Source organism: Variovorax sp. P1_H2 (genome assembly GCF_056405295.1).
This window is the reverse complement of the sequence record NZ_JBFUCJ010000014.1, coordinates 31,819-51,302: the sequence shown is the minus strand read 5'-3', so window position 1 is coordinate 51,302 and position 19,484 is coordinate 31,819. Positions and strand designations below refer to the sequence as shown.

Annotated in this window: 18 protein-coding genes; 12 read left to right on the top strand and 6 right to left on the bottom strand. The window is 69.0% G+C overall.

Going from position 1 to position 19,484, the window contains the following annotated elements; translation table 11 throughout:
• Positions 1-94 precede the first annotated feature (94 nt).
• Positions 95-463, top strand: coding sequence for a hypothetical protein (locus AC1D2E_RS07710; RefSeq protein WP_478196848.1), 369 nt, complete (start codon positions 95-97; stop codon positions 461-463).
• Between the two features lie 273 nt (positions 464-736).
• Here AC1D2E_RS07710 and AC1D2E_RS07705 read toward each other — a convergent pair whose 3' ends face one another.
• On the bottom strand, positions 737-1,384 hold the full coding sequence (locus AC1D2E_RS07705; protein WP_478196847.1) for a hypothetical protein: 648 nt from the start codon (positions 1,382-1,384) through the stop codon (positions 737-739).
• Positions 1,385-1,556: 172 nt separating this feature from the next.
• Between AC1D2E_RS07705 and AC1D2E_RS07700 the strand changes: the two genes are divergently transcribed.
• From AC1D2E_RS07700 to AC1D2E_RS07690, 3 genes are all read left to right on the top strand, one after another.
• Complete coding sequence (locus AC1D2E_RS07700) at positions 1,557-2,975, top strand: 8-oxoguanine deaminase (RefSeq protein ID WP_478196846.1); 1,419 nt, start codon at positions 1,557-1,559, stop codon at positions 2,973-2,975.
• A gap of 121 nt (positions 2,976-3,096) precedes the next feature.
• The gene (locus AC1D2E_RS07695) at positions 3,097-3,372 is read left to right on the top strand and encodes a hypothetical protein (protein ID WP_478171164.1); all 276 of its coding nucleotides are present in this window, start codon (positions 3,097-3,099) and stop codon (positions 3,370-3,372) included.
• An 89-nt stretch (positions 3,373-3,461) separates the two neighbouring features.
• Positions 3,462-3,860: a phage holin family protein gene (locus tag AC1D2E_RS07690; protein ID WP_478171165.1), complete on the top strand. Its 399-nt coding sequence runs from the start codon at positions 3,462-3,464 to the stop codon at positions 3,858-3,860.
• A gap of 190 nt (positions 3,861-4,050) precedes the next feature.
• Here the strand turns inward: AC1D2E_RS07690 and AC1D2E_RS07685 are convergent, their stop codons facing one another.
• Complete coding sequence (locus AC1D2E_RS07685) at positions 4,051-6,063, bottom strand: acetoacetate--CoA ligase (protein ID WP_478196845.1); 2,013 nt, start codon at positions 6,061-6,063, stop codon at positions 4,051-4,053.
• A gap of 99 nt (positions 6,064-6,162) precedes the next feature.
• Between AC1D2E_RS07685 and AC1D2E_RS07680 the strand changes: the two genes are divergently transcribed.
• From AC1D2E_RS07680 to AC1D2E_RS07645, 8 genes are all read left to right on the top strand, one after another.
• A complete protein-coding gene (locus AC1D2E_RS07680; protein WP_478196844.1) occupies positions 6,163-6,891 on the top strand; it encodes a TetR/AcrR family transcriptional regulator in 729 nt (242 codons plus the stop codon).
• The gene (locus AC1D2E_RS07675; RefSeq protein ID WP_478196843.1) at positions 6,888-7,844 is read left to right on the top strand and encodes an ABC transporter substrate-binding protein; all 957 of its coding nucleotides are present in this window, start codon (positions 6,888-6,890) and stop codon (positions 7,842-7,844) included. Before AC1D2E_RS07680 ends, AC1D2E_RS07675 begins: the two co-directional genes overlap by 4 nt.
• The gene (locus tag AC1D2E_RS07670) at positions 7,841-8,707 is read left to right on the top strand and encodes an ABC transporter ATP-binding protein (protein ID WP_478196842.1); all 867 of its coding nucleotides are present in this window, start codon (positions 7,841-7,843) and stop codon (positions 8,705-8,707) included. The genes AC1D2E_RS07675 and AC1D2E_RS07670 overlap by 4 nt, the downstream gene beginning before the upstream one ends.
• Complete coding sequence (locus tag AC1D2E_RS07665) at positions 8,700-9,470, top strand: ABC transporter permease (RefSeq protein WP_478196841.1); 771 nt, start codon at positions 8,700-8,702, stop codon at positions 9,468-9,470. The genes AC1D2E_RS07670 and AC1D2E_RS07665 overlap by 8 nt, the downstream gene beginning before the upstream one ends.
• Entirely contained in the window at positions 9,467-10,258 is a 792-nt protein-coding gene (locus AC1D2E_RS07660) for an ABC transporter permease (RefSeq protein WP_478196840.1), read from the top strand. The genes AC1D2E_RS07665 and AC1D2E_RS07660 overlap by 4 nt, the downstream gene beginning before the upstream one ends.
• Positions 10,259-10,293: 35 nt before the next feature.
• Positions 10,294-11,100: a cyclase family protein gene (locus AC1D2E_RS07655; protein ID WP_478196839.1), complete on the top strand. Its 807-nt coding sequence runs from the start codon at positions 10,294-10,296 to the stop codon at positions 11,098-11,100.
• 8 nt (positions 11,101-11,108) lie between these two features.
• On the top strand, positions 11,109-12,428 hold the full coding sequence (fahA, locus tag AC1D2E_RS07650) for a fumarylacetoacetase (protein WP_478196838.1): 1,320 nt from the start codon (positions 11,109-11,111) through the stop codon (positions 12,426-12,428).
• A gap of 174 nt (positions 12,429-12,602) precedes the next feature.
• Complete coding sequence (locus tag AC1D2E_RS07645; protein ID WP_478196837.1) at positions 12,603-14,231, top strand: mechanosensitive ion channel family protein; 1,629 nt, start codon at positions 12,603-12,605, stop codon at positions 14,229-14,231.
• Positions 14,232-14,412: 181 nt separating this feature from the next.
• Here the strand turns inward: AC1D2E_RS07645 and AC1D2E_RS07640 are convergent, their stop codons facing one another.
• From AC1D2E_RS07640 to boxC, 4 genes are all read right to left on the bottom strand, one after another.
• Complete coding sequence (locus AC1D2E_RS07640; protein WP_478196836.1) at positions 14,413-14,850, bottom strand: MaoC family dehydratase; 438 nt, start codon at positions 14,848-14,850, stop codon at positions 14,413-14,415.
• On the bottom strand, positions 14,850-16,127 hold the full coding sequence (gene boxA / locus AC1D2E_RS07635) for a benzoyl-CoA 2,3-epoxidase subunit BoxA (protein ID WP_478196835.1): 1,278 nt from the start codon (positions 16,125-16,127) through the stop codon (positions 14,850-14,852). The genes AC1D2E_RS07640 and boxA overlap by 1 nt, the downstream gene beginning before the upstream one ends.
• 185 nt (positions 16,128-16,312) lie before the next feature.
• Positions 16,313-17,740, bottom strand: a complete 1,428-nt coding sequence (gene boxB / locus AC1D2E_RS07630) for a benzoyl-CoA 2,3-epoxidase subunit BoxB (RefSeq protein WP_478171176.1) — start codon at positions 17,738-17,740, stop codon at positions 16,313-16,315.
• 35 nt (positions 17,741-17,775) lie between these two features.
• Complete coding sequence (gene boxC, locus AC1D2E_RS07625) at positions 17,776-19,443, bottom strand: 2,3-epoxybenzoyl-CoA dihydrolase (RefSeq protein WP_478196834.1); 1,668 nt, start codon at positions 19,441-19,443, stop codon at positions 17,776-17,778.
• Positions 19,444-19,484 lie beyond the last annotated feature (41 nt).

Below are 19,484 nucleotides of genomic sequence, written 5' to 3'. Positions count from 1 at the left end.
TGAGTTTGAATTTAAATTCGGATTCGCAGGCGCCAGTCTACTTCAGCGCCTGCCGGATCGTCGATGATGGCCGCCTGAATCCCGCGGGGCGCGCATGACATTGGACTATCTGGATTTCGACTACAGCGAGGACACCGAAGGGGTCGGCGTCTTCGACGCGATGGCGAGCACCGGCGCGCAGCAGGTCGCGGCGGTGCACGCCGAGATCGTGCAGGTGCTGGCCTGGGCGCATACCGGCTTCGGCGAACCCGGGGCGCCGGTCGACGATGGCGGCGACTGGGACTACGACCTGCAGGGGACGCAGGAGATCAGCCTGTCCGAGACGATCGAATTCGACCCGGGCTCGGGGCGGCTTCGGGTGCAGGCCGGACCGCCCGGCGCGGCCCGGCACACGGTCAGTCTGTCGATCAGCGGAACACCGGCGTTCTGCGCAGCCTTCCGGCAAGCCTTCGACCTCGGCTGATCTTCGGCCATCCGGGCCCGAGCCAGTCTTGCGGCCCTGGCCGGGACGCTGGAACGCGAATGGGCCGCCTTCGCCGAGCGGCAAGCCGCGGTGGCCCGCAGGCTGACGCGCAAGCGGCGATGGTTTCAGTTTTCCACCTCGCGATCGCGTGACCCGCAACGCATGAAACCGGCGCAGCCAAATGCCAGGGATACCGCGGAACCGGCTTTGCCGGGCCGCCGGTATCGCCCCCTCGAGGGGGAGGCGCCGCAGGCGCTTCGGGGGTGTTTCACCCTAGACCGTTTCGAGCTCCCTGAAGCAAGCCAGCATCGCGGTCAGGCCCGGCGCCTCGACCGGCCCTTGCCGCCAGTCCGGCGCTTCGTGGTCCATCTGGGCGCAAAGGTCGTCCCACGCCTGCGCGAGCGCCGCCCATTCGGCCACGCCGGATTCGGCGACGCGCTGCGCCAGCAAGGGCAGCGCATGCCGCAGCGCCGGCACCTGCTCGATCAGCAGCCGGCAGCGCCGGAACGCACCGGCATCACGCGGCAGCTGCGGGCCCGGGTGGCGATGGTGGCGCGGCCGCACGCCGGTCAGCAGCACGAACAGCGACAGGCTCGCCGGCCCCTGCTCGCCGGCCGCCAGCCAGCGCAGCGATTGCGGATCCAGCCGCAGCGCGGCCCGCCCCAGTTGGGCGCGCATGCGCTCGATCGCGGCGGGCGTCTCGCGCAGCCGCAGCCGCGCCAGCGCCGCGGGGGTGCCGATCACCGCGGTCGCGTCCAGCATGCGTGCCAGGCCGGCGTGCAGCAACTCGGTGTCGTGGGCCTGCTTCAGCAGGGCCAGGAACTCGGGCAGCGGCATGTGCCCATAGACCACCCGGCACCCTTCGCGCATCAGGATGCGATAGTCCGGCTCGCCGGTGGAATGAATCGTCCGCGTGTCCACCCCAATCTATCGGCAGCGATGGCGCGCGGGAACAGGGGGGCGTGCGAAAAAATGCGCTTCCGCGGCTGGTGCAGAATCCGCGCCACCATGCATGCCAAGGTCGTTCGCCATTTCGTCGAAGTGGTTCGCGACGCGTGGCGCGCGCCGGCACCTCACACGGAACCGCATGAAAATGAACGCCCCCGCAACGCCCCCCCGCCCGCTGATCCTCCGGCACGCCGACGTGCTGGTCACCATGGACGCCGCCCGGCGCGAGATCCCGGACGGCGCCGTGGTGACCGAAGGCCCCGCGGTCGCCTGGGTCGGCGCCACGGCCGAGCTGCCGCCGGTCTACGCCGAGGCGCTGGCGCGCGGCCGGGCCGAGGCGATCGACATGCGCGGCCACGTGGTGATGCCCGGCCTGGTCAACACCCATCACCACATGTACCAGAGCCTGACGCGCGCCGTACCGGAGGCGCAGGACGCCGAGCTGTTCGGCTGGCTCACGAGCCTGTATTTGCTGTGGGCCCGCATCACGCCCGAGATGATCCGGGTCTCGACCCAGACCGCGATGGCCGAGCTGATGCTGTCGGGCTGCACCACCACCAGCGACCACCTGTACCTGTTCCCGAACGGCTCCCGGCTCGACGACTCGATCGAGGCCGCCGACGCGATGGGCATGCGCTTCCATGCCGCCCGCGGCAGCATGAGCGTGGGCAAGAGCCTCGGCGGCCTGCCGCCCGACGAGGTGGTCGAAAGCGAAGAGGCGATCCTGCGCGACAGCGAGCGCCTGATCGGCCGCTGGCACGATCCCTCGCGCCACGCGATGCGCCGCATCGTGCTGGCCCCCTGCTCGCCGTTCTCGGTCTCGCGCGACCTGATGCGGCTGTCGGCCGAACTGGCGCGCGAGCGCGGCGTCTCGCTGCACACCCACCTGGCCGAGAACGACAACGACATCGCCTACTCGCGCGAGAAGTTCGGCATGACGCCGGCCGAGTACGCCGAGGACCTGGGCTGGGTCGGCCGCGACGTCTGGCATGCGCACTGCGTCAAGCTCGACGCGGCCGGCATCGCGCTGTTCGGCCGCACCGGCACCGGCGTGGCGCACTGCCCCTGTTCGAACATGCGGCTGGCCTCGGGCATCGCGCCGATCGGCGCCATGCGCCGGGCCGGCGTGCCGGTGGGCCTCGGGGTCGACGGCAGCGCCTCGAACGACGGCGCCCATATGCTCGGCGAAGCGCGCCAGGCGATGCTGCTGCAGCGCGTGGGCTTCGGCCCGGCCGCGATGACCGCCCGGGAGGCGCTCGAGATCGCCACCCTGGGCGGCGCCCGCGTGCTCGGGCGCGACGACATCGGCGCGCTGGCCCCGGGCATGTCGGCCGACATCGTGGCTTTCGACCTGCGCGGCGTCGGGCACGCGGGCGCCGGCCACGACCCGGTGGCCGCGCTGGTGTTCTGCCAGCCGGGCGCCGTCTCGCTGAACCTGGTCAACGGCCGCGTGCGGATCCGTGACGGCCGCTTCGCGGACCTGGCGCTCGCGCCCCTGCTGGCGCGTCACCGCGAACTGGCCCGCACGCTGTACGAACAGGCACGCCACCCGCATCTGAATTGACTGCCGCCCCTCGCTCACCGTTTTCCGTGATGGCGCGAGCGCGCATCTCTTTGTATCTTCGAGGGTTCCGCCTCGGCGGACCCAACGAACGAAGTCATCTGGAATTCTGGAAGAGTCAGACATGCAACCTGAGGTCGAGATCACGAAACGCGGAGACGGGAACTTCAACGCCTACGTCGGGATAGGGGACGGCACCCGGCGCTACGCGCGCGAGGGCCTGCCGTCGGTGGCCGACTGCCTGCAGGACGCGGCCGCCGCACTCGGCACCGAGTTCAGCTACGCCACCGTGATCTACGACCGCATGCGGATCGGCAGCTACCCGGTGGCCGTGCTGGAGCACCGCGCCTTCGAACTGGCCGACGAATTGCTGACCAAGCTGTCGAACCGTCGAGCCTGACGGAAACGCGTGCACGTTCACGTTTGCCGGCATGACCCTGCGGGCGGTCGATATGATCGGCCGCTCCAATCCGAACCGCGAGCCTCGACATGCTGAATTCCCTGGCGCCCTTCCTGCTGCACTGGGCCATCACCGCCCTCTCGCTCTGGGTCGCGAGCTACATCTTCCGCGGGCTCAAGTTCGAGAGCACCGGCTCGCTGGTGATCTCCGCGCTGCTGCTGGGTTTCGCCAACGCGGTGGTCAAGCCGCTGCTGATCATCCTGACCCTGCCGCTGACGCTGCTGACCTTCGGCCTGTTCCTGCTGGTGATCAATGCGCTGATGATCCTGCTGGTGTCGGCGCTGGTGCGTGGCTTCAAGGTGTCCGGCTTCTGGACCGCGATGTTCGCGAGCATCTTCATCTCGCTGCTGAGCGTCTTCCTCGGCGCGCTGGTCGACACCAGCGGCCCCGATGCGATCCAGCTGCCGTCCACAGGAAACTGGCTCTGACTTTCCACGGCCGCGCGCAGCGCGCCCGTTCGTGGGCAGTCGCGGAACCGGCTCCGCCGGGCCGCTGATTGCGCCCCCGGCAGGGGGTGGGCGGGCTACACGCAGTGAGCCCAACCTGGGGGCGAGCAACAGCCCCGCGGAACCGGCTTCGCCGGGCCGCTGACTGCGCCCCCGGTAGGGGGTGGGAGGGCTACACGAAGTGAGCCCGACCTGGGGGCGAGCGTTGCCCCGCGAAGGCCACGTACCAGTCCAGGCTGCCCGGGTTGGCCATCGCCTCGCGGTTCACGACCTTGTCGATCGGCTGCCCCAGCAGCAGCTTCTTGATCGGCAGCTCCTGCTTCTTGCCTGACAGCGTGCGCGGGATCTCGGCCACCTGGAAGATGTCGTCGGGCACGAAGCGCGGCGACAGCGAGGTCCGGATGGCCTGGTTGATCCGGTCGCGCACGCCCGCGTCGAGTGCGACGCCTTCGCGCAGCACCACGAACAGCGGCATATAGCTGTCACGGCCGAGGAATTCGAGGTCGACGACCATCGAGTCGAGCACCTCGGGCAGGCCTTCCACGGCGTTGTAGATCTCGCTGGTGCCCATGCGCAGGCCCTGGCGGTTGATGGTGGCATCGCTGCGGCCATAGATGATGCAGCCACCGTCCGCGCCGATCTTGATCCAGTCGCCGTGGCGCCAGACGCCGGGATAGGTGTCGAAGTAGCTCGACAGATAGCGCGCATTGCCTTCATCGCCCCAGAAGCAGAGCGGCATCGAAGGGATCGGCCGGGTGCACACCAGCTCGCCGACTTCGCCGATCACCGGCTGGCCCTTGTCGTCCCAGGCCTCGACCGCGTGGCCGAGCTCGCGGCACTGCATCTGGCCGGGCACCTCGGGCAACTCGCGGTTGCCGCCGACGAAGGCGCCGCAGAAGTCGGTGCCGCCGGAAATATTGCACCACCACACCTCCTTCGAGCCCGCGTCGAGGACCTGCTGCGTGCCCCAGCGCTGCACCTCTTCGGGCAGCGGCGAGCCGGTGCTGCCGAGCGCGCGCACACGGGACAGGTCGCCGCAGTCCTTGGCGACCAGGCCGGCCTTCATGCAGTGGGTGAAATAGGCCGCGCCCGCGCCGAAGAAGGTCACCTTGTGCCGCGCGACGAAGCGCCACAGCACGCTCCAGTCGGGCTTCTCCTTGCTGCCTGCCGGGTTGCCGTCGTAGATGCAGATGGTGGCGCCGAAGGCCAGGCCCGAGAGCTGCGAATTCCACATGACCCAGCCGGTGGAGCTGTACCAGTGGTAGCGCTCGCCGAAGTTGTTGGCGCCGTAGCTCGCGCCCACGTCGTTGTGCAGGCCGCAGGCATGCATGGTGAGGATGATGCCGCCCTGGCCGTGCACGATGGGCTTGGGCAGGCCGGTGGTGCCGCTCGAATAGACGATCCAGATCGGGTGATCGAAGGGCAGCCATTCGGGCTCGAAGGCGGCCACTTCGTCGTCGCGCCGCCCGATGGCCTGCGCCCATTCGACGTCGTGCGCCATGGGACTGGCGGCGAACGGCGACTTCACCAGCAGCAGCTTCTGCACGCTCGGCAGCTGGCCGCGCAGCTCCTGCAGCACGGCGCTGCGGTCGAGCGGCTTGCCGCCGTAGTACACGCCGTCGACGGCGATCAGCAGCTTCGGCTCGATCTGGCCGAAGCGGTCGGCCACGGCCGGCGTGCCCATGTCGGGCGCGCACACGCTCCAGATCGCGCCGATGCTGGAGCAGGCCAGGAACGCGACCATGGTCTCGGGCACGTTGGGCATATAGGCCGCGACGCGGTCGCCGCGCTGTACGCCGAGCGACCTGAGCGTGAGCGCCACCGAGGCGACCTGGCGGCGCAGTTCGGGCCACGACATCTCGCGCACCTCGCCGCGTTCGTTGTCGCTCACGATGGCCGGCATGCCGGCCGCATGCGCGGCGTCGACATGGCGCAGCACCTCGCGCGCATAGTTGACCTGGGCGCCGGGGAACCAGCGCGCACCCGGCATGCGGGACTCGGCCAGCACGGCCGTGTGCGGCGTGGGCGACTGCAGGCCGGCGTAGTCCCAGATGCTCTGCCAGAAGGCATCGAGCTCGGTGACGGACCAGCGCCACAGCGCGTCGTAGCTGTCGAAAGACAGGCCGCGCGTCTTGCGCAGCCAGTCTTGATAGAGGCGAATCTGGGGAATGTTGGGAGCGGACATGAACCGAGCGTAGCGCTGCGAACGACCGTGCTCAATCGGGGTTGACCTCAGGGTTTGTACGTGTGTACAAACTATTTGTACAGACGTTCAATACGCGCCATGAACACCCGCACCCCGACCGCCAAGCGCAGCGCCCACCGGGCCGCCGCCATCAGCGCCGAAGCCGGCCGGCCCGACCGCCGGCTGGCCATCCTGCTGGCGGCCGAAAAGCTCTTTGCGCAGCACGGCTACCACGCGGTAACGATCCGCCAGATCGCGGAGGAAGCCGGCGTGCCGCTGGCGCTGGTGGGCTACTACTTCGGCCCCAAGCAAGAGCTCTTCCATGCCATCTTCGAGCACTGGAGCCACACCATCGACGAGCGGCTGGCCGGCCTGGCCGCGGTGGACAACGACCCCGAAAACCCGCACACGCTGCCACGCATCATCGAAGCCTTCACCGCGCCCGTGCTGGCGCTGCGCGCGAGCGCCGAGGGCGAGTACTACGCACTGCTGGTGGCACGCGAGCTGTACCACGCCACCGAGGAAGCCGACCGCGTGCTGCGCGGCTACTTCGACCCGCTGGCCGAGGCCTATATCGACGCGCTGCACCTGGCGCTGCCGCACGCCACGCGCGGCCAGGCCGCCTGGGGCTACCAGTTCGCGCTGGGCACGCTGCTGCACCACCTGAACGACAGCCGCATCGAGCGCCTTTCGCGCGGCGAGAACACGCGCGCCGACCCGGCCGTGGCGCCGATGCTCGTGAACTTCATCGTCGGCGGCCTGCGCGCCGCGCTGCCGCGACCCAGGACCCCACGCACGAAGACCACCCCCAGGAGACAAAAGACATGAAGACGACATTGAAGCGGCGCACCCTGCTGTCGGCGTTCGCCGCCGCCTCGGCCAGCGCCGCCATGTGGCCCGCACGCGCGCAGTCCAACCCGAAGATCGTGTTCGGCTACACCGCCGTGACGGACTTCGCGTCGGTGTTCGTGGCGGCCGAAGAGGGCTACTTCAAGAAGCGCAGCCTCGACGTCGAGCTCAAGTTCATTCCGCTCAACTCCACGATCCCGGCGGCGCTGCAGTCCGACTCGCTGCAGATCGGCGGGCCCACGCCCTCGGTGTTCCTGCAGGCGGTGGACGGCGGCCTCGACCTGGTGCTGATCGCCGGCGGCGGCCTCACCTCGAAGTCGATCACCGGCTTCGGACTGGTGGCGCGTGCCGGCTCGGGCATCAAGACGGCGCAGGACTGCGTGGGCAAGAAGATCGGCGTGCCCGGCCTCGGCGCCTTCCTGCACGTGACCTTCCGCGCGTGGCTCAAGGACAGCGGCGTGGACTGGCGCAAGGTCAACTTCGTCGAGGCCGCATTCCCGCAGCACGCCGACCTGCTGCGCGGCGGCTCGGTCGATGCGGTGGTATCGGCCGACCCCTTCATGAGCCGCATCATCGAGAGCGGCGCGGGCTACGTGGCCTCGTACTACTCGACCTTCCTGCCCGAGAACAACCAGACCATCGTGCATGCGGCCAAGCGCGAATGGGTGGAGAAGAATCCGGCGGCGGCGCGCGGCTTCCGCGAGGCCCTGGTCGAGGCCGGCGCCTTCATGCGGCAGCCGACGAACGACGCGAAGGTGCGCGCAGCCATCGGCAAGTACATCAAGCTGCCGCCCGAGGTGCTGGCCAAGGCGCAGATCTCGCCGCCCGGCCCCGTCGTCAGCGAGAAGCAGCTCGCCTACTGGACCGGCCTGATGAAGGACCAGGACATGCTCAAGACCAACATCGACGTCGCGAAGCTGGTTGCCAAGTGATTGCCATGCCTGCCCCGATCACACCGGTCGCCGCGCGCGCGGCGCTGTCCGCGGGCGCCGCCCACTCGCCAGCCAGCGCCACCATGCAAGCCACCCCCTTCCTGCGCTTCGACGGCGTCGCCATCCGGCTCGGCGGGCGCGAGATCCTGTCGCCGACCTCGTTCGACGTGGCGCGCGGCGAGTTCGTCTGCATCGTCGGCCCGAGCGGCTGCGGCAAGACCACGCTGCTGCGCGCGGCCAGCGGCCTGGTCGCGGCCAGCGCGGGCGAGGTTCGGCGCAGCGGCGTGAAGATGACCGAGCCTTCGCGCGAGGTGGCTTTCGTGTTCCAGGACTACGGCCGCGCGCTGCTGCCCTGGCGCACGGTGGAAGGCAATGTGAGCCTTGCGCTCGAAGCCGCGGGCCTGCCCGCTGCGCAACGCGCGCCGCGCATTGCCGATGTGCTCGGCAAGGTCGGCCTCGCCAAGCACGCGCACAAGTTTCCGGTGCAGCTGTCGGGCGGCATGCAGCAGCGCGCGCAGATTGCGCGCTGCCTGGCGCAGAAGCCCGAGCTGATGATGATGGACGAGCCCTTCGGCGCGCTCGATGCCCTCACGCGCCAGAGCCTGCAGGACGAGCTGGCGCGGCTGGTGCGCGACGACGGGCTCACGGTGCTGTTCGTCACGCACGACCTCGAAGAAGCCATCTATCTCGGCGACCGCGTCATCGCGCTGCAGGCCAACCCCGGCCCGGGCCGGCCGAGCCTGGCGCGGATGATCGACGTGAAGATCCCGCGCCCGCGCGACCAGCTCACGACCAAGGAGCATCCGGAATACCTGCAGCTGCGGCGCGAGCTGTTCGCCTTCATCGAGCAAGGCCATGACTGAGCGCCGCCTGTGGCACTGGCTGCGGCCATGGGTGTTTCCCGCGCTGCTGATCGGCGCCTTCGAGTGGTACGCGCGGCATGCGGCCGCCCTGGGCAGCGATGCGCTCGCGCCGCCGAGCGCGGCGGCCAGGGCCTTCGTCGGTGCGGCCATGGACGGCTCACTCTGGCAGGCCACGGGCTTCACGCTCGGCAGCGCGGCGCTCGGGCTGCTGCTGGGCGCGGTGCTCGGCATCGCCTTGGGGCTGGTACTCGGGCTCTCGCGCCGCGCGGCGCAGCTCGGGTCGATCTCCGTCGAGGTGCTGCGCCCCGTGCCTTCCGTGGCGCTGATTCCGCTCGCGATGCTGGGCTTCGGTTTCGGCCTGCGCATGGAGCTGGCCATCGTCGCCTTCGCCACCTTCTGGCCGCTGCTGGTGCTGGTGCAGTCGGCGGTGCAGCAGATCGAGCCCCGGCTGCTTGAAGTGAGCCGCGTGCTGGGCCTGTCGCCGCGCGAGCGGGCCTTCAAGATCGTGCTGCCGGCCATCGTGCCGCGCCTGTTCGTCGCGCTGCGGCTCGGCGTGGCGGTGGCGCTGGTGGTGGCCGTGACGGTGGAGATCGCGGCCAATCCCAACGGCATGGGCTACGCGATGATGATCGCGCAGCAGAGCTTCGACCCCGCACTGATGCTCGCCTGGCTGGGCTGGATCGGCGTCGTGGGCTTTGCGGTCAACGCGGGCATGCTGTTCCTGCAGCGCCTGGTGGCGCGCCGCATGGGGGTGCCGTCATGAACGGCAACGGCCGCGCACGCGCCGGCATGGCCCGGGCCGGCTCGCTGGCCGTGCTCTGCGCACTGATCGCGCTGTGGTGGATCGCGAGCAACGCGGGCTGGGTGAGCCGAGTCTTCCTGCCGACGCCGCAGGCCACGCTGGCGAGCCTGCTCGAAGGGCTCAACCTGTCGGGCAATGGCGGCCATGGCGAGCTGTTCTCGTTCACTTGGGCCACGATCGGCCGCATGGTCGAAGGCTGGCTGCTGGCCTCATTGTTCGGCGTGCTGCTGGGCGCGGCCATCGGCGTGTCGCCCTCGGTGCGCGCATGGGTGCAGCCGACGCTCGAATTCATCCGCCCGCTGCCGGCATCGGCATTGCTGCCGCTCGCCATTTCGATCTTCGGACTGAACCCCGGCATGGTGCTGTTCGTGGTCGCCTTCGGCGCGATGTGGCCGGTGCTGCTGGCCACGGTGCACGGCTTCGCGGCCGTGGAGCCGCGGCTCGCGGAAGTGGCGCGCTGCCTGCAAATGTCGCGCTCGGCGTATATCTGGAAGATGGGCCTGCCCAACGCGATGCCCGACATCCTGGCCGGCATGCGCCTGGCGCTGACCATTGCGCTGATCGTCGCGGTGGTGGGCGAAATGATCGCTTCGCAGAGCGGCCTGGGCCAGGCCATTCTGCTGGCCGCGCGCGCCTTCCGCGCGAGCGACCTGTTCGCCGGCATCGTGCTGCTCGGGCTCATCGGCTTCGTGAGCAATGCACTGCTGGCCTTCGCCGAGCAGCGTCTGCTGCGCTGGCAGCACCCTTGATTTCCGACACCTACACAGCCACAAGGAGCCTCACCATGCCACGCAAATTCGTCGACCTTTCGATCTTCCTGGAGAACGACGTGCTCTCCGACCCGCCCGCCTTCGCGCCGAAGATCCAGTACTTCACGCATGCCCAGACCTACGAGCAGATCGAGCCCTTCTTCCCCGGCCTGAAGCGCGAAGACCTGCCCGACGGCGAAGGCTGGGCGGTGGAGCTGGTGCAACTGTCCACGCACAACGGCACGCACCTCGACGCGCCCTACCACTTCCACTCGACGATGGACAAGGCGCTGGGCGAGAAGAAGCCTGCGATCGCGATCCACGACGTGCCGCTCGAATGGTGCTTCCAGCCCGGCGTGAAGCTGGACTTTCGCCATTTCGAGGACGGCTACGTGGTCACGGCCGACGATGTCGAGGCCGAACTCCAGCGCATCGGCCACACGCTCAAGCCGCTCGAGATCGTGGTCGTCAACACGCGCGCCGGCTCGCGCTACGGCAACAACGACTATGTCTCGGCCGGCGCCGGCATGGGCTACGAAGCCACGATGTACCTGCTGGAGCGCGGCGTGCGCCTGACCGGCACCGACGCCTGGAGCTGGGACGCGCCCTTCGTCCACACCGCGAAGAAGTACGGCGAGACGAAGGACGCGTCGCTGATCTGGGAGGGCCACAAGGCCGGCCGCGACATCGGCTACTGCCACATCGAGAAACTGCACAACCTCGAGGTGCTGCCGCCCGACGGCTTCTTCATCAGCTGCTTTCCGCACAAGATCCGCGGCGCGTCGGCCGGCTGGACGCGCGCGGTCGCCATTTTCGACGATGCCCTGATGGCCAGCGCCTGAGGTCCGCGATGCCACTCGATCACACGCACGATGCCGGCACCCGCAGCTGGTTGGCCGCGGCCCATACCGAAGGCGGCGACTTCCCGATCCAGAACCTGCCGTTCGCGGTGTTCCGCCGTGCCGGCAGCAACGAGGCCTTTCGCGGCGGCGTCGCGATCGGCGACCAGGTCGTCGACCTCGCCGCGCTCGCGGCTGGCGGACAACTCGAAGGCCTGGCACTCGACGCCGCGCGGGCCTGCGCCCAGCCGGCGCTCAACGACTTCTTCGCGCTCGGCCCGGCCGCCTGGCGGGCGCTGCGCCACGCGCTGTTCGCCCGGCTGAAAACTGACGCTGCCGCGATCGACGCGACACGCGCCTGCCTGGTGCCGCAATCCGCCGTCGAATTCGCGCTGCCGGCGCGCATCGGCGACTACACCGACTTCTACACCTCGATCGACCATGCGCTGAACATCGGGCGGCTGCTCAGGCCCGACGATCCGATCACGCCGAACTTCCAGTGGATCCCGATCGCCTACCACGGCCGCGTCTCGACGCTGGGCGTGAGCGGACAGCAGTTCCACCGGCCGATGGGCCAGACGATGGCAGCCGGCGCCGCCGCGCCCAGCTACGGCCCCTGCGCGCGGCTCGACTACGAGCTCGAACTCGGCATCTACATCGGACAAGGCAACGCGGCGGGCGAGTCGATTCCCCTCGCCGAGGCCGAAGCGCACATCTTCGGCATCTGCCTGCTGAACGACTGGTCGGCGCGTGACATCCAGTTCTGGGAGATGGCGCCGCTGGGGCCCTTCCTGGCCAAGAACTTCGCCACCACGGTGTCGCCGTGGATCGTCACAATGGATGCGCTGGCGCCGTACCGCAGCGCCTGGGACCGGCCGGCCGATCACCCGCAACCGCTGCCCTATCTCGAGGGCCGGGCCAACCGCGATGGCGGCGCGATCGATATCCGGCTCGAGGTCTGGCTCGAGAGCCAGCGCGACCGCGACGAAGGTTCCGGCCCGACCCGCCTGTCGGGGACCAGCTTTCGCCACCAGTACTGGAGCATCGCCCAGATGGTCGCGCACCACACCGTCGGCGGCTGCAGCCTGAACCCGGGCGACCTGTTCGGCAGCGGCACCATCTCCGGTCCGGGTCCAGGCGAAGCTGGCGCCATGATCGAGCTGACCCGCGGCGGCCAGGCACCGATCACGCTTGCGAACGGCGACCCGCGCGCCTTCCTGCAGGATGGCGACGCCGTCATGCTGCGCGGCTGGTGCGAGAAGCCGGGCGCGGCGCGGATCGGCTTCGGCGAAAGCCGCGGCACGGTGCTGCCGTGCCGCGTGCCGGGCTGAGGCCGCGCGCCTTGTCTGCGCCCGCCGATCGTGGTGTACTTTCCGGCGGCCGCACCTGAAAGGAACACCCATGGACGACCGTCGAAAGCTTGCACCGGGGCAGGCGCCCCTCCCTCCGGACGGCCGCCAGTGTGCGGCGCGCCCGGCCGCTGGCGCCTGATGCGGCAGTCCGGGATGGTGCTCTTTCGATTCGTCCGCATCTTCGTGCTTCTCGGGATGGCCCTGCGCCGGGGGCCCTGGCTGCTGGCCTTGCTGCTGTGCGCGGCCGGCGGCGCGGGCGCCCAGGAGGCCCCCTCCACCGGCGCCACGCTGAAGGTCTGGAACCGCACGGTCTTCGTCTTCCGGGTGCCGATGTTCGGCCTCTCGCCGCAGCAGCGCGCCAGCCGGGCAGCCGAGCGCATCGGCGACATTCCGCTGACCAGCCTGGGTGCCCCGGTCGAGGTCGCGAGCTTCGCCCACGAAGGCGTGCCGGGCTACGCGGTGATGCTCGACGGCGGGACGCTGTTCGCGGTCTTCGCCAGCGACCTGGAGCCCGGCGATCCGGCGCTGGCGCAGGTGGCTGCGCAGGCCGCCTCGCGGCTGCACCAGGCACTGCTGGCGCGCCAGGCGCAAAGCAGCGGGCGCCTGTTCGCGGCCTCGCTCGGCTGGATTGCGCTCGCCACGCTGGCGCTCTTCGCGGTGCTGATCGGGCTGCAGCATCTGACCCGCGCCATCGGGGCCCGTACCCGGGGGCTGCGCGAGCGTGCGGCATCCCGGCCGCTGTTCGACGCCCGCCGCATCGCGGTCTCGGTGCTGGGCTATGCGATCCAGTGGTTCAAGATCGCGCTGATGGGGGTGGCGGCGTATGTCTGGCTGGCCTACGTGCTGACCCGCTTCCCCTACACCTACCCCTGGGGCGAGACACTCGACACCTCGCTGATCGCCGTGGCCTCGCAGGTCGCGGTCGCGGTGCTGCACGCGCTGCCCGACCTGGCGATGGTCGCCCTGATCTTCCTGCTGGCGCACCTGGGAGTTCGCGGCCTGCATGCGCTTTTCAACGCCGCGCACGCCAGCGGCGTGAAGGTGGCGGCGCTGCAGAGCGACACCATCGGCGCCACGCGCCGGTTGACGGTGGTGCTGGTGTGGCTGTTCGCCGCGGTGGTCGCCTATCCCTTCATCCCCGGCTCCGACTCCAATGCGTTCAAGGGCCTGAGCGTGTTCTTCGGCGTGCTGGTGACGCTCGGGTCGTCCGGCGTCGTGTCGCAGATCATGTCGGGCTTCGTGCTGATCTATTCGCGTGCGCTGCGGCCCGGCGACTACGTGCAGATCGGCGAATCCGAGGGCTACGTKGTCGAGCTCGGCACGCTCTCGACCAAGCTGCGCAACCGGCTCGACCAGGAGGTGACGCTGCCCAACTCGGTGGTGGTCGGGACGCGCATCCTCAATTCGAGCGACACCACCAAGACCAGCGGCGGCGGCATCGCGTTGTCGACCTCGGTCACGATCGGCTACGACAGCCCCTGGCGCCAGGTGCAGGCGATGCTCGTGATGGCCGCCCGGCGCACTCCCGATCTGCTGGTCGAACCGCCGCCCACGGTGCGACAGGTGAGGCTGCAGGATTTCTACGTCGAATACGAACTCAACGTCTTCTTGCGCGCGGGCGCGCCCAAGTACGACGTGCTCAGCGTCCTGCACGGCCACATCCAGGATGTGTTCAACGAGTACGGCGTGCAGATCATGTCGCCGAACTTCGTGCTGCAACCGGCCACGCCGGTGCTGGTGGCCAAGGAGGAGTGGCGGGCGGCGCCGGCAGCGGCGGACTGAAATGAAGCACCCCCCGAAGCGCCTGCGGCGCCTCCCCCCTCAAGGGGGGCGATACCGGCGGCCCGGCAAAGCCGGTTCCGCGGTATCCCTGGCATCGGACTGCGCCGGCTTCATATGTCGCGGGTCGCGCCAAGCGCGGCGGAGCAACTGATATGAGCCGGAAATGGCGCTGATCCCGTCTTCAAGCCGCCAGCCTGAACAGGCTGGTCGCCTCGAGGTCGAGCACCGGCAGCTCACGCTGGTTGAACAGCCGCCAGCGCCAGCGCAGGATGCCAAGGTGCGGCCTCTTCTCCGAGCGGCGCACTTCGATCACGTCGGCCACCAGCCGCAAGATGTCGCCCGGGCGCACCGGGTTCGGCCACTTGAGGAAGGCCAGGCCCGGCGAGGCGAAGGATTCGGAGCCCGCCAGCGCGGCATCGGCGACCAGGCGCATCGCGATCGCGCTGGTGTGCCAGCCACTCGCGATCAGGCCGCCGAAAGGGCCTTCGGCGGCTGCATCGGCATCGGTGTGAAACCACTGCGGGTCGTAGGCCCGCGCGAACTGCAAGACTTCCGCCTCGGTCACGAGGTAGGGGCCGGCCTCGATGGCCTGGCCCTCGTGGAAGTCGGCGAACTTCATCAGTAGGTTTCGAGGTGCAGGCGCCCCTCGCGCTTGAGGTCCGCACCGACCGTATCCCAATCCAGCCCGCTGTCGGTCGCGACGTCGCGCAGCGCCAGCACGACGCCCTCTTCCATGCTCTTCAAGCCGCAAACATAGAAGTGCGTCTGGCCATCCTTCAGCAACTCGGCCAGGTCGGCGGCGCGCTCGCGCATCAGGTCCTGCACGTAGCGCTTGGGGCTTCCCGGCGTGCGCGAGAAAGCGAAGTTGATGTCGATGAAGTCCTTCGGCAAGGTCTGCAGCGGGCCGAAGTACGGCAGCTCCTGCTGCGTGCGGGCGCCGAAGAACAGCATCAGCTTGCCGCTCTCGAACTTGCCGCTCTTGCGCAGCCGCCGGCGCCATTCGGTCATCGCGCGCATCGGCGCGCTGCCGGTGCCGGTGCAGATCATCACGATGTGCGACTTCGGATGGTTCGGCATCAGGAACGAGGTGCCGAAGGGCCCGATCACCTGCACCTTGTCGCCGACCTTGAGGTCGCACACATAGTTGCTGGCCACGCCGCGCACCGGTTTGCCCTGGTGGTCTTCCAGCACCCGCTTCACGGTCAGCGAGATGTTGTTGTAGCCGGGCCGCTCGCCGTTGCGCGGGCTGGCAATCGAATACTGGCGCGCGAAATGCGCCTTGCCGTTGGCATCGGTGCCGGGCGGAATGATGCCGATCGACTGGCCCTCGAGCACCGGGAACGGCATGGCACCGAAGTCGAGCACGATGTGGTGGGTCTGGTTCTCGTAGCCGGCCTCCGTGCAGTTGAAGTTGCCGACCACCGTGGCCGTGGTCGGGTTCTTCGGCGGATGCAGGTTGGTGTAGGCGTGAGCCGCCGACCAGGGCGGCACGGTGGCGCCGTACTGGGCGGAATTGAAGACCGCTTCGCCGGGCGCGGCCGGCGGCTGCGGCGGCGCCGCCGGCACTTGCATCAGCGCCTCCTGCGGCGCGCCGACGCCTTCGGCCTCGAGCTGCTCGGGCGTGAGTTCGGCCGGCAACTCGTCCCAGGTCAGCTGCTCCTCGATCGAATAGGCGCGCACCAGGGGCATGGTGCGCCAGTTGTCGATCGAGCCGGTCGGGCACGGCGAGATGCAGGCCATGCAGCTGTTGCAGACATCGGCGCGCACGACGTAGTTGCGCTCGTCATGCGTGATCGCATTGACCGGGCAGATCGCCTCGCAGGTGTTGCACCGAATGCAGATCTCGGGGTCGATCAGGTGCTGCCTGATGACGTTGATATCGACCGCCATATCCATGTGTATCTCCTCTATCGCCCCGACGGCCAATCACCGCTCAACACCTCTGTACGCCCCGGCCGCGCAAAGCGCAGGCCCCTTCGTGAAACACCGCGGAACTGGCTTTGCCAGGCCGCTGGTGTTGCCCCCGGCAGGGGGTGGGCGCCCGGAAACGAAGTGCCGGGCAACCTGGGGGCGAGCAACATCTAACCGAACCTCACGTACTCGAAATCGACCGGCTGGCGGTTGATGCCCATCACCGGCGGCGCGATCCAGCCGGCGAACTTGCCCGGGTCGACCACGCGGCCCATCAACGATGCCACGAAAGCGAAGTCCTCGGGGGTCGGCAGCCATTCGCTCTTCTTCGCGGCCCATTCGGCCTCGTTCACCACCCGGCCTTCGGGCGACACCTTGATGCCGGCCAGGGCGCCGATCTGGCGATTGAAGGCCTTGTGCGGCACGGTCAGGCGGGTCGGGATGCCGGCCTTCTCGAGCACCTTGTTCCAGCGCTGCACGCCGGCCACCGAGTCCTTGATGAAGTCGTCGCGCAGCACTTCGTTGAGCGCGTTGAGCATCGGCACGTCTTTCTCGACGAGCTGGCCGTTCTGCACTTCGAGCACCTTGTAGGTCTGGCCCTTGAGCACGTGGTCGTCGGTGCGCTTGCCTTCCTCGTAGCGGCCCTTGAGGCCGGAGCTGTAGAAGATGGCGGCGTTGCTCGACTGGTCGGCGCCGAACAGGTCGATGGTCACGCTGTAGTGGAAGTTCAGGTAGCGCTGGATGGTGCCCAGGTCGATGGCGCCGGCCGCGCGCACCTTTTGCGGATCGTCGGTCTTGAGATCGTTCATGACCTGCGCGGTGCGCTGCAGCACGCGCGACACGCCGCTCTCGCCCACGAACATGTGGTGCGCTTCTTCGGTCAGCATGAACTTGGTGGTGCGCGCCAGCGGGTCGAAGGCGCTCTCGGCCAGCGCCGACAGCTGGAACTTGCCGTCGCGGTCGGTGAAGTACGTGAACATGAAGAAGGCCAGCCAGTCGGGCGTCTTCTCGTTGAAGGCGCCGAGGATGCGCGGGTTGTCCTGGTCGCCGGACTGGCGCTGCAGCAGGGCTTCGGCTTCTTCGCGGCCATCGCGGCCGAAGTACTTGTGCAGCAGGTAGACCATGGCCCACAGGTGGCGGCCTTCCTCGACGTTGACTTGGAACAGGTTGCGCAGGTCGTACTGGCTCGGGCAGGTCAGGCCGAGGTGGCGCTGCTGCTCGACCGACGCCGGCTCGGTGTCGCCCTGCGTGACGATGATGCGGCGCAGGTTGGCGCGGTGCTCGCCGGGCACGTCCTGCCAGGCCTTGTCGCCGAGCGAGTCACCGAAGTGGATCTTGCGCTCCGCATCGCCCGGGTTGAGGAAGATGCCCCAGCGGTAGTCGCGCATCTTCACGTGGCCGAACTGGGCCCAGCCGTTCGGGTCGACGCTCACGGCGGTGCGCAGGTACACGTCGAAGTTGGTCGAGCCTTCGGGGCCCACGTCGTCCCACCAGTTGATGAAGTTCGGCTGCCAGCCTTCGAGCGCACGCTGCAAGGTGCGGTCTTCGCTCAGGTTGACGTTGTTCGGGATCTTCTCGCTGTAGTTGATCGTGCTCATGGCATGTTCCTCGGGTTCGTTGCGGGCGGGGTGGATCAGACGCGGTTCAAGTCGAAGCCGGCTTTCTCGCCGGTGCCGTAGACCTTCAGCGCACCCTTGGCGCCGACCGCGTTGGGGCGGTTGAAGATCCAGTTCTGCCAGGCGGTGAGCCGCCCGAAGATGCGCGTGTTCATGTTCTCCTTGCTGGCGAAGCGCAGGTTGGCTTCGAGGCCGGTCAGCGCGTCGGGCGACATCGCGGCGCGTTCCTCGATCGCCATGCGGATCTCGTCGTCCCAGTCGATGTCGTCGGGCGCGGCCGTGACCAGCCCGAGCTTCAGGGCCTCGTCGGCGTCGAGCGCCTGGCCGGCTGCGGCGCGTGCGGCTTCCATCGGCGCCGTCTCCTCGTAGAAGCGGCGCTGCAGGCGGCTCTGGTCGTTGACCATCGGGAAGAAGCCGAAGTTGAGTTCGTCGAGCGTCAGCCTGGGCGCCTTGGCGGCATCGTCGGGCAAGGCCAGCATGTAGGCGCGGTCGGCCGCGAAGGCGAGTTCGGCCAGCGTGCCGGCGAAGCAGGAGCCGGCCTCGACCAGCGCGAACAGGCTGCGCGACGAGACATCCAGGCGGGCCAGCGTGCGGCGCAGCGCGCCGAGCGTTTCGCGCACCAGCCAATGGTCCTTGTGGGCCACCATCGTGGCRTCGCTGGCCAGCACGGCCTGGGCGTCGCCCTCGGTCTTGAGCAGCCAGGTGCCGATGTCGAGCTCGTTGGTGCGCAGGTTGAGGATGGCGTCGTCGAGCTGGCGCGTCATCGCGAGCGGCCACCAGGCGGCGCCCGCGGCTTCGATCGCGGCGATGTCGGCCGGCTGCGCGCCCGTGGGCGCCTTGACGGTCAGGGTCGCGGTGCGGCGCGCGCGGTCGATCTCGACCGTGACGTGCTCGTAGCGCAGGCTGTCGGCGCCGTCTTCGCGCTCGAGGCGCGCGAGGCTCACTCCCTTGCCGCCGGCCGGGCGGTCGCTGCCTTCGGCCAGCTTGGCGGCGCGCTCCTGCACCGTGGCGGCGAACTGGGCCGGCTTGGCGATCGCGTCGACCAGGCGCCAGTCGACCGCGCGCTGGCCGCGCACGCCTTCGACGCTGGTGCAGAAGATGTCGGCCAGGTCATGGCGCACGCGGCGCTTGTCGGTCACGCGGGTCAGGCCGCCGGTGCCGGGCAGCACGCCGAGCAGCGGCACTTCCGGCAGCGAGACGGAAGAAGAACGGTCGTCGACCAGGATGATCTCGTCGCAGGCGAGCGCCAGCTCGTAGCCACCGCCGGCGCAGGCGCCGTTCACCGCGGCGATGAACTTCAGGCCCGAGTGCTTCGACGTGTCCTCGATGCCGTTGCGGGTCTCGTTGGTGAACTTGCAGAAGTTCACCTTCCAGGCATGGCTCGAGACGCCGAGCATGAAGATGTTGGCGCCCGAGCAGAAGATCCGGTCCTTGCCGCTGGTGACGATCACCGAGCGGACTTCGGGGTGCTCGAAGCGCACGCGGTTGAGGGCGTCGTTGAGTTCGATGTCCACGCCCAGGTCATAGCTGTTGAGCTTGAGCTTGTAGCCGGGGCGGATGCCGCCGTCTTCCGCGATGTCGAGCGACAGGCGGGCCACCGGGCCCTCGACGCTGAGTTTCCAGTGGCGGTACTGCGTGGGGTCGGTGCGGTAATCCACGCGAAGGGCTTGGGTGCTGTCGGTCATGCGGGTCTCCTGGGGGTGTCGGGGACTGACGAGGAACAATA

Excerpts from the sequence above, each read along its gene's own strand:
- fahA (WP_478196838.1), top strand. The coding sequence starts at position 11,109 with ATGCCACTCGATCACACGCACGATGCCGGCACCCGCAGCTGGTTGGCC.
- AC1D2E_RS07660 (WP_478196840.1), top strand. The coding sequence starts at position 9,467 with ATGAACGGCAACGGCCGCGCACGCGCCGGCATGGCCCGGGCCGGCTCG.
- AC1D2E_RS07680 (WP_478196844.1), top strand. The coding sequence starts at position 6,163 with ATGAACACCCGCACCCCGACCGCCAAGCGCAGCGCCCACCGGGCCGCC.
- AC1D2E_RS07665 (WP_478196841.1), top strand. The coding sequence starts at position 8,700 with ATGACTGAGCGCCGCCTGTGGCACTGGCTGCGGCCATGGGTGTTTCCC.
- AC1D2E_RS07695 (WP_478171164.1), top strand. The coding sequence starts at position 3,097 with ATGCAACCTGAGGTCGAGATCACGAAACGCGGAGACGGGAACTTCAAC.
- AC1D2E_RS07700 (WP_478196846.1), top strand. The coding sequence starts at position 1,557 with ATGAACGCCCCCGCAACGCCCCCCCGCCCGCTGATCCTCCGGCACGCC.
- AC1D2E_RS07710 (WP_478196848.1), top strand. The coding sequence starts at position 95 with ATGACATTGGACTATCTGGATTTCGACTACAGCGAGGACACCGAAGGG.
- AC1D2E_RS07640 (WP_478196836.1), bottom strand. The coding sequence starts at position 14,850 with ATGAAGTTCGCCGACTTCCACGAGGGCCAGGCCATCGAGGCCGGCCCC.
- AC1D2E_RS07655 (WP_478196839.1), top strand. The coding sequence starts at position 10,294 with ATGCCACGCAAATTCGTCGACCTTTCGATCTTCCTGGAGAACGACGTG.
- AC1D2E_RS07685 (WP_478196845.1), bottom strand. The coding sequence starts at position 6,063 with ATGTCCGCTCCCAACATTCCCCAGATTCGCCTCTATCAAGACTGGCTG.
- AC1D2E_RS07675 (WP_478196843.1), top strand. The coding sequence starts at position 6,888 with ATGAAGACGACATTGAAGCGGCGCACCCTGCTGTCGGCGTTCGCCGCC.
- boxB (WP_478171176.1), bottom strand. The coding sequence starts at position 17,740 with ATGAGCACGATCAACTACAGCGAGAAGATCCCGAACAACGTCAACCTG.
- boxA (WP_478196835.1), bottom strand. The coding sequence starts at position 16,127 with ATGGATATGGCGGTCGATATCAACGTCATCAGGCAGCACCTGATCGAC.
- AC1D2E_RS07690 (WP_478171165.1), top strand. The coding sequence starts at position 3,462 with ATGCTGAATTCCCTGGCGCCCTTCCTGCTGCACTGGGCCATCACCGCC.